Raw genomic sequence first — 12451 nt, 5'->3', positions numbered from 1 at the left:
TGCGCTGTCAGATCTTTCCAGGCCGCAAATGCGTTCTCACACAGCCTCGGTGGATTGCGGATGGGTCGTCGGCGATAAGGTCGTGAGATGTGGCCTCATGACAGGCGCCGAAGAGCTTCCAAGCGCGGCACGAGGCAGACGCCGCACTCTTCGATCTCGTTATCTCCTCCGAAGAGACCGCTCGTTTCCTCCCGGCGTTCTCCGAGGGGGCGCAGTCAAGATGAGCGACTTTGCGCGTCCGCCATCCCAAGAGCTCCGAATTCGGGTCGATGCCATCCGGTCTGCGGGACCGTTCACACCGATTTTGGCACCCGCGCCGTCATTCCGGAGCGCCGAAAGCGAGCCCGGCCCCGGATGGCCGCGCCAAAGGCGTGCGAGCCAGATCCGCCGGGCGTGCCCTATCGAGCCCACGGAGCGGCTCTCGATTCCGGGCTCCGCGATGCGGACCCGGAATGACGACGTGGCTTGTTCAGTGTCATGCCAAATCCCGTTCACCCGCGATCGAAGCCCTGCCGCCATCCCGCCGCGTGTGGACATCGTTGCGCGGCGTCTGCATCACCCTCGTCCGCTCGTCATCCTGGGCTATGACACCCTTCCCCGCATCCCCCTGACTTCTTGAGACGAGGCCACGACCCTTGCGCATCCTGGCGATACGCGGCGAAAATCTCGCGAGCCTGGCGGCTCCCTTCTCCGTCGACCTGTCCGGCGGCCCCATCGGCGCCACCGGGATCTTCGCCATCACCGGCGAGACGGGGGCGGGCAAGTCGACCATCCTCGACGCCCTCTGCCTCGCGCTCTACGGGCGCTATCCGCGTGTCGCCACGAGCGGCCGCGAGCGCGCGCCCGATCCCGGCGGCGATCCCATCACCATCGGCGACGAGCGGGCGATCCTGCGGCGGGGGGCGACGGAGGGCTTCGCCGAGGTCGATTTCATCGGCCGGGACGGGCAGAGCTACTGCGCGCGGTGGTCGGTCTACCGGGCGCGCGGCAAGGCCAATGGCCGTCTCCAGAACAAGACGCGCTCCCTCACCCGGCTGGCGGACGGGAGCTCCGTCGGCGACAGCAAGGCCGGCCTCGTCGACGCGGCGATCTGCGACCTCACCGACCTCACCTTCGACCAGTTCCGCCGCACCGTCCTGCTGGCCCAGGGGGAGTTCGACGCCTTCCTCCTCGCCGCCGAGGGCGAGCGCGCGGAACTCTTGGAGAAGATCACCGGCACGGCGATCTATTCCGAGATCTCGAAACGGGTTCATGCCGGCACCGAGGCGGAGCGCGCCAAGGTGAAGGAGCTGGAGGCTCATCGCGACGCCGTCGGCCTCCTCGACGAGGCGGCGCGGGCGGAGAAACACGCCGAGCGGGCGCGGCTCCTCGCCGAGGTGGCGGAGTTGTCCGGCCGTCTGGCGGAACTGAACGCGGCGCTGGCCCATGCACGGCGCATCGCCGACACACGGGGTCAGGTGGCGGCGGCCGAAGCCCGCCTCGCCCTGGCGCGCGAGGCCCTGGACATCCATCGGCCCGACAGCCTTCGCCTGGCCGAGCTCGACGCGGTCGAGCCCCTTCGCGAGCCGGCGAGAAATGCGGCTCGGGCAGAGCGGGATCTCGCCGCCGCCGAAGCCGCCCTGGCACTGGCCCTGACGACGCGCGGCGAGGCCGAAGCGCGGGCCGAAGCCGCGCGGGAGGCTCATGACGAAGCCGCCAAGGCGGACGAGGCGTCGGAGATCGGGTTCAAGGCGCTGGGGCCAGTCTGGACCCGGGCAGCCGAACTCGACACCCGGATCGGCGAGGCCGCCACCGAATCCGCCCTTGCCGCCGAGGCGGCCGACGCCGCCAACGCGAAGGCTCTGGAGGCACAGACGGCGCTGGCCCATCTGGATGCCAGTCACGCGGCGGCGGCGTCCGCGCGCAGCGACGTCGCCGCCCGGTTCGCGGCCGATACGGGCGGGGCTTTTCTCGCCCATCGGACGAACGAGGCCGAGCAGCTCTTCGCCAAGCGCGCGAGCCTCGGCGCGGAACTGGCCCAGGCCAAGGCCGATCTCCGCAAGGCCACGGACGAGGCCTCCCGCCTCTCGGCATCGATCGCCACGGGGGACCGGGCGATCACACAGGCGAAGGCGGCGCGGACGCAAGCGGCCGAGCGCCGGGCAGCGCTGAGCACCGAGCTCGAACAGGTCGGCGAGGCCTCGGCACGGGCGCGCTCGGGCACGATCGACCGGCTCGCCGAGCAGCTGCGCGAGGCGCTGCCCCTCGCGCGCAGCCACGCGGAGGCGTCCCTCGCCCTCGAAAGGGCGCGGACAGAGGCGGAATCCGCGAGGTTGGCCTTGGAGGCCGCGCGGCTCGCCGGGGAGGAGGCCGCCGCCCGGCAGGCCCGCGCGGTCGAGCTGCGAAAGGCCGTCGCCCCTCTGGCGGAGCTGGCCGAGGAGGCCGTCTCGCAGCAGGCCGCCCATCTGCGCAGCCTGCTGATCGAGCATCAGCCCTGCCCGGTCTGCGGCGCCACCGATCACCCGCATGCCCGGGACCAGGATCAGGATGGGCTCGGGCGGGTGGCGGCGGCGCTGAAGGCCCAACGTGCCGAGCAGGATGCGGCCATCGCCGCCGCCGGACAATCCCAGGCGGAGGCAGCGTCGGCACGCGCCGCCGCCGGTGCGAGGTTGAGCAATACCGAGCAGGCAGCGGCAGCCGCCATCGAGACGCTGGACCGCGCCAACGCCGCCTATGCGCTTCTCCACCCGCACCTCCTCGCCACCCATGGCGACGCGGCGGTCGGCGGACATGTCCCGGCGAGGCTCGATGCCGAGGCGGTGTCCATGCTCACGGGCCTGATCGACGCCCTCAAGGTCGCACGCGCGCCGCTGCTGGCCGCGCTGGAGCGGGCCGGGACATTGCGCGGCGAGATCGACGCCGTCGCGACGCGGATCGAGGCCGGGGGCCGGGAGATCGAGGCGGCGGAATTGGCCTGCGTCGCCGAGCGCGAGGCCCTGCGCCTCGCCGAACTCACCGCCAACGGCGGGACGGTCCGCGTTTCGGGCCATACGGAGCGGCTCGATTCCCTCGCCCGCGAGATCGCGCCCTATCTGGCGGGCGCCGGCCTGTCGCTGGCCGATCTCGACCGGGACGGGGCCGGCGCGGCCAAGCGCGTGGCCGAGATCGCTGCCGTGCACCGCGCCCTCGACCGGCAGCGCGACGAGCTCGAGCGGGAGGTCCAGGCCCTCGCGTCGCGTCGTGCCGGCGCGGTCGAGGCCCTGGGCTTCACCCGTGCCGCCGCGGACGCGGCCGGACGCCAGGTGCTGGCCCGTTCCGAAAAGCTCGCCGAGCTGCGGGCCGAACGCGCGCCCCTCCTCGGTGGCGAGGAGACCGGCCTGCATCGGACCCGGACCAACGACGCGCGCAAGCGCGCCCGCGATGCGTTGAAACGGGCGGAGGAGGCCCGCGCCGCCGCCCTCGCCGCCCTTGCCTCGGCGGTGACGGCGGCCGAGCACGGGACCTCTTCCCGCGACGCGGCCCGGCGGCTGCGCGAGGAGGCCGATGCCGTTTTCACGGCCGCCTGTGCCCCGCGCAGTGTCGAGGCCGTGCGGGAGGCCCTCGCCCTCGCGCCGGAGATCCGCTCCTCCCTGCGCCTGGCCGTGGATGCGCGCATGGCGGAAGCCCGCGAAGCGGAGACCGCCCTCGCCACGCGGCGGGCCGACCTCGCAAACCTGCTCGACGCGCCCGAGATCGACGGGCCTGCCACGCAAGCGGCGGCGTCCGGCCTCGGCGAGACGATCACCGCCCATCAACAGGGCCTCGGCGCCATCACGGCCGATCTCGAACGGGACGACGCGGCGCGCCTGCGCGCGGCGGGGCTGGAGGCGGCGATCGCCGAGGCACGCGCCGACTTCTCTGTCTGGGAGGCGGTGAACGACGCCGTGGGCTCGGCCAGCGGCATCAAGTTCCGCCTCTTCGCCCAAGGGGTGACGCTGGAGCATCTGGTCCGGCTCGCCAACGAGCACCTGCTGGCCTTGAGCCCGCGCTACCGGCTGGTGCGCGGCGACCCGGCCAACCTCTCCCTCCACGTGGTCGACCGCGACATGGGCGAGGAGGTGCGCGCCACCCGCAGCCTCTCGGGCGGCGAGCGCTTCCTCGTCTCCCTCGCCCTCGCCCTTGCCTTGTCCGGTCTGGAGGGCCGCGATTCCTTCGTCGACACGCTCTTCATCGATGAAGGCTTCGGCTCCCTCGACGCCGAGACCCTCGACCTCGCCGTGGACGCCCTGGAGACGCTCCAGGGCCGTGGCCGCAAGGTCGGCGTCATCACCCATGTGGCGGCGATGATCGAGCGCATCGCCGTGCAGGTCCGGGTGGAGAAACGCGGCAACGGCCGCAGCGTGGTGAGTGTCGTGGAAGCTGGGGCGGGGTGAGGCCGGGTCTGGCCTGCGCCGTCCGGCTCCTCCAACGGCATGAGGGGTGGGACGCCGCCCAGTGGCGTCCCACCCCTTCCATTTTCGTCCGTCCAAACCCGACGACGTGTTGCCCTCGGGATCAGGCGGCCCGCACGGTCGCCAGGAAGCGGCTGACCTCGCTCGAGAGATACTCGGAGTGACGCGAGAGTTCGGACGCCGAGACGAGCACCTGGGCGGCGGCGGCTTCCGTTTCCTCGGCGGCGCCTGCCACGCCGGAGATGTTGTAGGTCACCTCCTTCGTTCCGGCCGCCGCTTCGGCCACGTTCCGCACGATCTCCTGGGTCGCCGCCCCCTGCTCTTCCACCGCGGAAGCGATGGCGGTCGCGACACCATTGATCTCCTGGAGGCGGCCTGCGATCTCGCCGATCGCGTGGACCGTCTGCTCGGTGGAGCCCTGGACACGCGCGATCTGACCGGAGATCTCCTTGGTGGCCTGGGCCGTCTGGTTGGCGAGTTCCTTGACCTCGGCGGCGACGACGGCAAATCCGCGTCCCGCTTCCCCGGCCCGCGCCGCTTCGATGGTGGCGTTGAGGGCGAGCAGGTTCGTCTGGCTCGCGATCGTCGAGATCATCTCGACCACCGCGTCGATGCGCGCGACGCTGCCGCTCAGTTCCTCCACGAGACGGCGGGTCTCGCTGGCCTCGGACACGGCGGATTGCGCGAGATTGGCGGAGCCATCGACCTGACGGCCGATCTCCTGCACGGACGATCCCAGTTCCTCGGCCGCGGCCGCGACGGTGTTGACGTTGGTCGCCGCCTCCTCGGCCGCCGCCGCCACGGTGGTCGACCGACCGGCCGTCTGCCTGGCGGCCGATGTCATCGTCTGGGCCGTGGCCTGAAGCTCCGTGGCCGACGAGGCGACGAGCCCGATGACACTGCTGAAGGACCTCTCGAAATCGTCGGCCATCGCCATCATCGTGCTCTGGCGCTCCCGGAGAGCGGCTTCCTTGGCGATCCGATCACGGTCGGCCACGTCGGCGGCTTTCTGGGCGACCATCGTCTTGATGCCCTCCACCGCTCTCCCGACCGCGCCGATCTCGTCGTTCCGGGCGGCGGCCTCGATCTCGGTGTCGATGTGACCGGCGGACATGTGCTCCAGAACCTTCACGAGACTTCCCAGCGGACGGGCGACCGTGCGTGACAGGAGCTGGCTGACGACGAGGGCCATGATGACCAGGGCCGAGAGCGTTGCGACGATCATCACGAACTTGAGGCGCTGGACGGGGGCGAACGCCTTGGCCTGATCGATCGACAGGGCGACGTACCATTCCATCGCGGGCGGCAGGTTGGGCACGCGAACGAAGGTCATGAGCGTAGAGCGGCCCTCCTCCGTCACCTCCGTGAAAGCCGGTCCGATCGGCGGAAGGGGTCCGGAGACCAAGTCGGAAAGCGGCTTTCCGAGGAGCTCGGCCTTTGAATGGACGAGGATCTTTCCGGTCTTCGAGACCAGGTAGGCGTAGCCGAAACCACCGATATCGACCTCGTTGATCATCTTCGAAAGGACATTGACACTGAAGTCGTTGCCGATCACGCCGAACAGCTCCTTCGTCTCGTCATAGACCGGCGCTGAAATCGTGATGGTCATTTCCTGGGTGCTGGCGGCAATATAGGGGTCCGTCATGGCGACGCCCCCGGCTTCGACCGCAGCCTTGAACCAAGGACGCTCGCGTGCATCGTATCCTGGCCTGATGGGGCCCTTCGGGATCTTCGTGTAATTCCCCCGGACGTCCCCGAAGGAACTGAGAATGAACGACTTGGTCATGGCCGGCGATCCCAGAACCTTGTCGATCTGACGGTCGTCCATTCCCTTGACGATCTGCTGGGTCGCCATTTCCGCCAAGTCGGATTTGCCGATCAGCCAATTGCTGACGTTCCGGGACGCGGCGTTTCCGAGATTGGTCGCGCTCAGCCTGACCGCCCTCTCGACTTCCTGAGACTGGCTCGTAAACAAGTATAGCGACAGGCAGATCAGGACCAGGAACAGGGAGATCACGATCGACGCCGTCGCTTTGGAAGCGACGCCGGAAAATCCTCCGAAGAGAGTATTGCGAGAGATCGCTGCTTTCACGGCCCTGTTAAGTCGCATTATATAGCCTATTCGTTGCCGTCTTACCCATGGAAGACTGCGCCCTCCATTTGCATGTGCAAGCGCGATATCGCCCACGAAGCTTAAGTATTAATTAATTCTTACTTTATGTGACGGCTAATATTCGGCGATAGTCATCGATTTGTTTGTAGACTGAAGAGAGCGAACAGGTCTCACCTGGCATTGCGGGGCTTTTATCGATCGTTGTGGAAGAGCAGCGAGAAATCGGCTGCCTTTCCCTGAGAGGCCCTTGGACAAGCGTCGGCGGCCGAGTGACCGGGCTGGAGGGCAATCGGCCGCCATGGGGAGATGGGGTTTGCAAGCGGACCATGCGGCATGAACGGCCTCATACCCGGTCTCACCGACCCTGACCCATAGGTCAGGATCAGTGAGATCCGGCGCGCGACCGCCCCCGCGCCGTCGCGCGGGCAGGCCTCGATGAGTCAGACTCAGCGAGGTCTGTTCTCAGACGAAGAAACCCGAATCGACCTGCGAGACTCGGATATGGTCGAGCTCGACCGTACCGCCGCCCGACAGGGTGAGCAGGGCATAGCCGTCGGAGGATCGGCCGACGGCATAGCTCTGCCCGGAGAGATCGATCCGATCACCGCTCGAGGCGCTGAAATCGAACAGCGTGTCGTGTCCCGAATGGATGTCGAAAACCGAGCGGTTGGCTCCCGCGCCGAGGAAGAACTGATCGTCTCCGCGCCCGCCGATCAGGACGTTGTCGCCCCTGTCGCCGATGAGAACGTCGTTGCCCCAACCGCCATAGAGCCTGTCGTTGCCGGCGCCGCCTTCGAGCCGGTCGTTGCCCAGGCCGCCGAGGAGCGTATCAGCACCGTCGTTGCCGTAGAGCCGGTCGCGTCCGGACCCGCCATTGAGGGCATTGTCGCCCGCATTACCGCGCAACGCATTCGCCACATCGTTGCCGGTGGCCTTCGTCGCGGCATTGCCGATGAGGATCAGGTGCTCGACATTCTCACCGAGCGCGTAGGAGACGCTGCTCCGCACGTAGTCGGTCCCTTGCCCGGCCCACTCCACCACCACGTCGCGCCCATTGTCGACGAGGTAGGTGTCGTTCCCGGTCAGGCCGAACATCTTGTCGGAGGAGAGACCGCCGTCGAGGCGGTTGTCGGCCGTGTTTCCGACCATCCGGTCATGCCCCCGGCCGCCGATGGCGTTCTCGATCAGGGAGCGGAGGTCGCCCTGGTGCAGGAGCGCGTTGGCGACGTTGCCGACCGCAATCGCGTCACCGCCGCTATAGGCCTGGTGGTTCACGAGTTGCGCGGCGGAGAAGGTCGAGAAGGCCCCCGGGCGCAGATCCACGTCCAGGGCGGTCGCATAATTGGAGAGATCGTAGGTATCGCGGCCGTTGCCGTCCCAGATCGTCATCGAGATCTTGTTGGCGGTGGGAGCGGCTTGATCGATTCCGTCGATCGACAGCTCGCCGGTCTTGGTGTCCCAGCGATAGGTCGTGTTTCCGCTATTGGTTGCGAAATTGGCGCCGTAGAGAAACTGCAGGGCGGCGATGTCGTCCTGCATGTAGGTCTGCGGCTGGTTGAATCCCTCACCCTCGAATGAGACGCCGAGATTGGTCGGGTCGGACCGGTAGGTCATCAGGGACCAATCCTGTCCGTCCTTCTCCAGCGGAAGCGCCGCCGTACCGTAGCGGGGCGGGCTGCCGGCAAGGCCGAGTTCGGCATTCAAGGGCGCGTATGTATAATCCTGATGGCCATGCTTCAGGCCGAGCGCATGCCCGATCTCGTGCATGTTCGTTGCCTGCCCCCAGTTTCCCAGTGCCGGAACACTGTAGAACGGCTGGTCGGTATAGGTTCCGAACCAGACATCCCCGGCTTGGAGATTGCTCGACGGAAAATTGGCGTGGGCCGATTCTTCATCGATCCAAGAGGTCTGGCTGAGGCGCAGCTCGGCATGGGTCGTCGCGGTCTCGGTGATCTCATGGAACTTCAGGTTGGTGTAGGAGGCAACGAGATCGAGCGTGTAGCGCGTCGCGTCCTGCTGCTGTGGGTTGAACGGCAGGTGATAGACGGGGTCGCCACTCTGGTCCGGGACACTCCCCTTGGTACTCTCGTAGCCGGACCCTTCGTAGAAGCTCCCGCTCGTCGGAAAGCTGTAGGTCAGCGTGCCGATTGTCCATTTCGACCCGATCAGAACACCATCGATATGATCGTCGCCGGCGAAATGATACGTCCCGTCGCGATCCTGAAACTGAAGTAGCAGGGCTGTCTTACCGTCGCTGCGGCTGGCTTGTGCTGAACCCGGTACGGCCATTGTCTCGCGCCTTCACAATCGAGCATGATTGTTCGCGCCGTGATGGCCGGTCAGGGCGATGGCTCGCATCGACAGCGCTCAAGACTGGGTTCTTGAGGCTTTCCGGTTAAGACATAGCTTAACGACACTGAGAATGGTGGCCGGACAGGCTGATCTCCGAAGAGTTGCCAGGGGCAGGGCAGCCGGCCAAGAGGATGACGGCGCCCGGCTTTGAGCCGGAGCTCCATCTGGTCATCCGGCGGGTGGCGTCAGGATCAGCTTGCCGACGAAGGGGGCGTCGGCATTGCGGGTGCTGGTGCAGCCATAGGCGGTCTCGCCCGCCTTCATCGTCCGCAGCCGCAGGATGCCCTTGCCGTTCTGCTTCACGGTGTAGCCCTTCTCGCTCATGACGTGGACGAGGTCGCCATCCGCGTGCAGCACCTTGGCGTTCTCGAACTGGCCCTCGGCGGTGATCGTTACGGGCGCGTTCGCCGTGCTGACGATATGAAGCTCCACATTCGTGTCGGCAGGCAGCCGCAACTCGGCCGGACTGCAGACGGGCTTTCCATTCTCGAGTGCAACCGTCAGCTCGACCGGCGGCATCGCATCGGTTGCCGGTGGCGCCAGAGGCTTGCTTTGGGAATAAGCCGGACCCGCAATGAGTACGGCCGCCGCTACGGCAAGGCTTCGACGAATCGTCATCATCTTTATTGGCTCCGTTACTTCGCATCCAGGCGGCGCGCAGCGTCATTCTGATAAGAACGACCACTCGCCCCTGTTCCAGGCTGCGACGAAGCGAGCCCCTGACCTGCGCTCAGACGGAGTGTCGGACCGATGGGGCGATGTCAGGCGACGAGGGGAGAGCGATCGAAACCGGCGAGCAGATCCTGCGGGTCTCGATAGATCGCGATGCAGCCGGCCTTCGACAGGTCCGCAGCGGGGAAGCCACCACAGAGGACGCCGATCGTCGAGAGACCGGCTTTGGCCGCGGCCTCCGCATCGTAGGGCGTATCGCCGACCACGACGATCGATCGAGGTTCGAGGGGCGCGAGTTTCTTCAGGGCCGATTCGAAGATGTCGGGATGGGGCTTGGAGCGCTCCACATCATCCGAAGACGTAACGACGTCGACGAGGTCGGCGATGCCAAGCAACTCCTGATAATGCTCGACTTCGTCCTGCTTGCCCGAAGACCCCAGGGCGATCCGTAGATCCGCTGCCCTGATCCGCTCGAACAGAGCTCTCACCCCGGGAAACGGCCGCACCCGATCCAGGTACTCGCGCTTGAACAGGTCGGAGCGGTAAGCCTCGATCGTCTCGCCCTCGCGAGCGACGCGATCCGGCGGCAGGAAGACCGGCATCAGCTCGTCGCCGCCCTTGCCGATCTGGCGCCGGACCAGAGCGGGATCGGTCTCCACCCCGAAATGGGCGAAGGCATCGACCCAGGCCTGGGCATGCAGATCGACACTGTCGAGCAGCGTCCCGTCGATATCGAAAATCACTGCGCGCATTGGTGGCCCTCCGCGCCGACAACCATCGGGAGGATGCGCCGTTCCGCCGGACCGAGGCCAAGGACCGATGGATGGCGGTCGAAGGGGGGGTCGCGTTGCGGTCGAAACGGGGGCAGCGTTGCGGTATCCGACGCGCCGCCGCTCCCCTCCAAAATGGGTCAGAGCGTGGCGGCGTGCCGCCCCGATGCGCGAATAAGCATTATCATGCTATATATTATCTTGGGCTGACCGCGTGTATGGCATTTTCGTTCTTGACCGAAGTGAGCGCCGTTTGCCCAATGATGAGCCATCACTGTCTCGACCCCCATGATCCCTACGCCCAGGCGGAAGTACTGGTGACGTTCGAGGGAGTTTTCCCCGACATCCGCCTGTTATCGGCCATCGACCGGGAAGGTGACGACATCCTTTCGGATTTGATCGATGAGCAGAAGCGCGATTTGATCGATGAAATTGCCGCGTTCTATTACGAGGCGCGGACGGCAGCCTGACCGTCCGTCGCGCTTTGTTACTGGCTTCCGCTCAAAGACGCCTTTCGTACGATGGTCGGGCCGACTCTTCCTCGCGCGGCGTGCCGTCATACCCTTCCATCCAGGATAAACGCTCCTCGCTATCGCGAGGATAGGGACATGCATCCTTGGGATGGCCATGGATGCGGGCCTGCGCGCCCTGCTCGATAGGGTCGGGGCGCGAATGACGGATGTCGGCCATGGAACTGCCTCCGTGCTATGGGTGTGATCGGTCAACTCGGACAAACCGGTCGATGATCCCGCGACCAAAGGGTTCTCTCAGCCCTTTGTCCCCTCGGAGTGGGGCGACGGCCAAGCCTGGCGCTCGGCGTCCACCCCCGCACCATCGGCCTTGCAACCCGCCGCCGGATTGTCCCTCTCGTCATCCTCGACCTTGCCGATCATCTGCTCGAGCAGCGGTGGCAGCTTCATCGCAGAGGCATCGAGGATGATGGCGGCATCGAGCAGCGCATGGATCTGCGCTTCGGGAATGGGTTGACTGGCGATCTGGGCGCCGAGGACACGGTCTGCCAGCTGGCCCGCGAGCCGCGAGACCTCCGACAGCCGGCCAACCACATCCAGAGCGGTGGAGGAGGTATCCCGGCTCCGGTTCATGGCAGATGGTCTCCCCCGTCAGGTGCTCGGACCATGCCCCCACGCGCGGGACGCTTCTCGCCGGCTTCGCCGACCGTCAGCGCAAAGCCGCAGTGAAGGATCTGTCGATCGGGTTCAGGGATGTCATCCTGGGTCCGCGCATCTCGGGGGCGGTCAACTCGACATCGTCGAGTACCGCATTGGCGATCGCAACAAGGTCTTCCGCCGAAGCATCCAGCCGGGGACGGATGGCCTCGGCCAGACGCGTGACGAGGGTCTGCTCGACGCCCGGGTGAATCCGCGAATTCACCTGCCTGACATAGGCAGCCAGAACGTTCTCCGCGATGTCGCGCGCGGCCTTATCGGCTTCGGGTGTATCCTGCACGGAAAGCGTCCTGATGTTGGAGATCGGATCTTGCGAGGTGGCTCTTTGACGAGAGCCGGCCTCTGTCGCTTGGCTCGACAAGTCTCGAAACCACATCAGTGTTTCAGCAGGGTCTCGAACTTCTCCTCGGACGGCAGCGTGTTCGAGAATTGCGAAAGGCGGCTCAGGCTGGGCTCGGTCAGACCGCCCGCATTCGCATAGGCGGCAAGTGCGAAGCTCACCAGCAGCTCCGCTTCCTGCTGCGTAACGGCACGTCCGCTTAAGACACTCGCGGCTCCCCGCACCGCATGCACGGCCTGACCGAATGCCGGATCTCCCCTCAGCTCCGCGACACGTCTCGGCACCCTTCCCTCCTTCGGCTTCGTTCGCCAACGATCGCCTACCGGTGGCGGATCGCAATCGATCAAAGCGTCAGAATAGCCTTGGTTTCATCCGTCCCGAACGGCGCAGCACGGAAAGGCACGCCCGAATCGATCAGACAGCGAGTCAGTCGCTTGAACGATGAAGCAGGATAAGAATGAGATAGGGTAGGGTGAATTCCCCAGGGCGCTCGCGGTGTTACCCGTGGCATGGCTCCTGGAAGTTTCAGCTAGACTGGAAACCTAGCTAAGTGTTGGCGCGCCCGAAAGGATTCGAACCTCTGACCCCCAGATTCGTAGTTTCATGAG

At 66.4% G+C, this 12451-nt stretch carries 10 protein-coding genes; 2 read left to right on the top strand and 8 right to left on the bottom strand.

Features of this window, described 5'->3' with window-relative positions; all coding sequences use genetic code 11:
• The first annotated feature begins 635 nt into the window (after window positions 1-635).
• Window positions 636-4391 carry an AAA family ATPase gene (locus RQI43_RS24345; RefSeq protein WP_311276882.1) on the top strand — a complete coding sequence of 1252 codons (3756 nt, stop codon included), beginning with the start codon at window positions 636-638 and terminating at the stop codon, window positions 4389-4391.
• A gap of 121 nt (window positions 4392-4512) precedes the next feature.
• Here RQI43_RS24345 and RQI43_RS24340 read toward each other — a convergent pair whose 3' ends face one another.
• The 4 genes from RQI43_RS24340 to RQI43_RS24325 form a co-directional block, all read right to left on the bottom strand.
• Window positions 4513-6426, bottom strand: coding sequence for a methyl-accepting chemotaxis protein (locus RQI43_RS24340; protein ID WP_311276881.1), 1914 nt, complete (start codon window positions 6424-6426; stop codon window positions 4513-4515).
• Window positions 6427-6984: 558 nt separating this feature from the next.
• Window positions 6985-8811: a M10 family metallopeptidase gene (locus RQI43_RS24335; RefSeq protein WP_311276880.1), complete on the bottom strand. Its 1827-nt coding sequence runs from the start codon at window positions 8809-8811 to the stop codon at window positions 6985-6987.
• A 231-nt stretch (window positions 8812-9042) separates the two neighbouring features.
• Entirely contained in the window at window positions 9043-9495 is a 453-nt protein-coding gene (locus tag RQI43_RS24330) for an anaerobic typically selenocysteine-containing protein (RefSeq protein WP_311276879.1), read from the bottom strand.
• A gap of 140 nt (window positions 9496-9635) precedes the next feature.
• Entirely contained in the window at window positions 9636-10298 is a 663-nt protein-coding gene (locus RQI43_RS24325) for an HAD family hydrolase (RefSeq protein WP_311276878.1), read from the bottom strand.
• A gap of 236 nt (window positions 10299-10534) precedes the next feature.
• Between RQI43_RS24325 and RQI43_RS24320 the strand changes: the two genes are divergently transcribed.
• On the top strand, window positions 10535-10786 hold the full coding sequence (locus RQI43_RS24320) for a hypothetical protein (protein ID WP_311276877.1): 252 nt from the start codon (window positions 10535-10537) through the stop codon (window positions 10784-10786).
• 31 nt (window positions 10787-10817) lie between these two features.
• Here RQI43_RS24320 and rmf read toward each other — a convergent pair whose 3' ends face one another.
• The 4 genes from rmf to RQI43_RS24300 all read right to left on the bottom strand — a co-directional run bounded on the left by rmf (window position 10818) and on the right by RQI43_RS24300 (window position 12004).
• Window positions 10818-11006, bottom strand: a complete 189-nt coding sequence (gene rmf / locus RQI43_RS24315; RefSeq protein WP_082470600.1) for a ribosome modulation factor — start codon at window positions 11004-11006, stop codon at window positions 10818-10820.
• Between the two features lie 77 nt (window positions 11007-11083).
• Window positions 11084-11419, bottom strand: coding sequence for a hypothetical protein (locus RQI43_RS24310; RefSeq protein ID WP_311276876.1), 336 nt, complete (start codon window positions 11417-11419; stop codon window positions 11084-11086).
• A gap of 76 nt (window positions 11420-11495) precedes the next feature.
• Window positions 11496-11783: a hypothetical protein gene (locus RQI43_RS24305; RefSeq protein WP_311276875.1), complete on the bottom strand. Its 288-nt coding sequence runs from the start codon at window positions 11781-11783 to the stop codon at window positions 11496-11498.
• 95 nt (window positions 11784-11878) lie between these two features.
• A complete protein-coding gene (locus tag RQI43_RS24300) occupies window positions 11879-12004 on the bottom strand; it encodes a hypothetical protein (RefSeq protein ID WP_311276874.1) in 126 nt (41 codons plus the stop codon).
• Window positions 12005-12451: the final 447 nt, after the last annotated feature.

This window comes from Methylobacterium sp. WCS2018Hpa-22, from assembly GCF_031843785.1.
Classification (GTDB): domain Bacteria; phylum Pseudomonadota; class Alphaproteobacteria; order Rhizobiales; family Beijerinckiaceae; genus Methylobacterium.
This window is presented reverse-complemented; position numbering and strand designations above follow the sequence as displayed.

Excerpts from the sequence above, each read along its gene's own strand:
- RQI43_RS24320 (WP_311276877.1), top strand. The coding sequence starts at position 10,535 with ATGGCATTTTCGTTCTTGACCGAAGTGAGCGCCGTTTGCCCAATGATG.
- RQI43_RS24335 (WP_311276880.1), bottom strand. The coding sequence starts at position 8,811 with ATGGCCGTACCGGGTTCAGCACAAGCCAGCCGCAGCGACGGTAAGACA.
- RQI43_RS24310 (WP_311276876.1), bottom strand. The coding sequence starts at position 11,419 with ATGAACCGGAGCCGGGATACCTCCTCCACCGCTCTGGATGTGGTTGGC.
- RQI43_RS24325 (WP_311276878.1), bottom strand. The coding sequence starts at position 10,298 with ATGCGCGCAGTGATTTTCGATATCGACGGGACGCTGCTCGACAGTGTC.
- RQI43_RS24330 (WP_311276879.1), bottom strand. The coding sequence starts at position 9,495 with ATGATGACGATTCGTCGAAGCCTTGCCGTAGCGGCGGCCGTACTCATT.
- rmf (WP_082470600.1), bottom strand. The coding sequence starts at position 11,006 with ATGGCCGACATCCGTCATTCGCGCCCCGACCCTATCGAGCAGGGCGCG.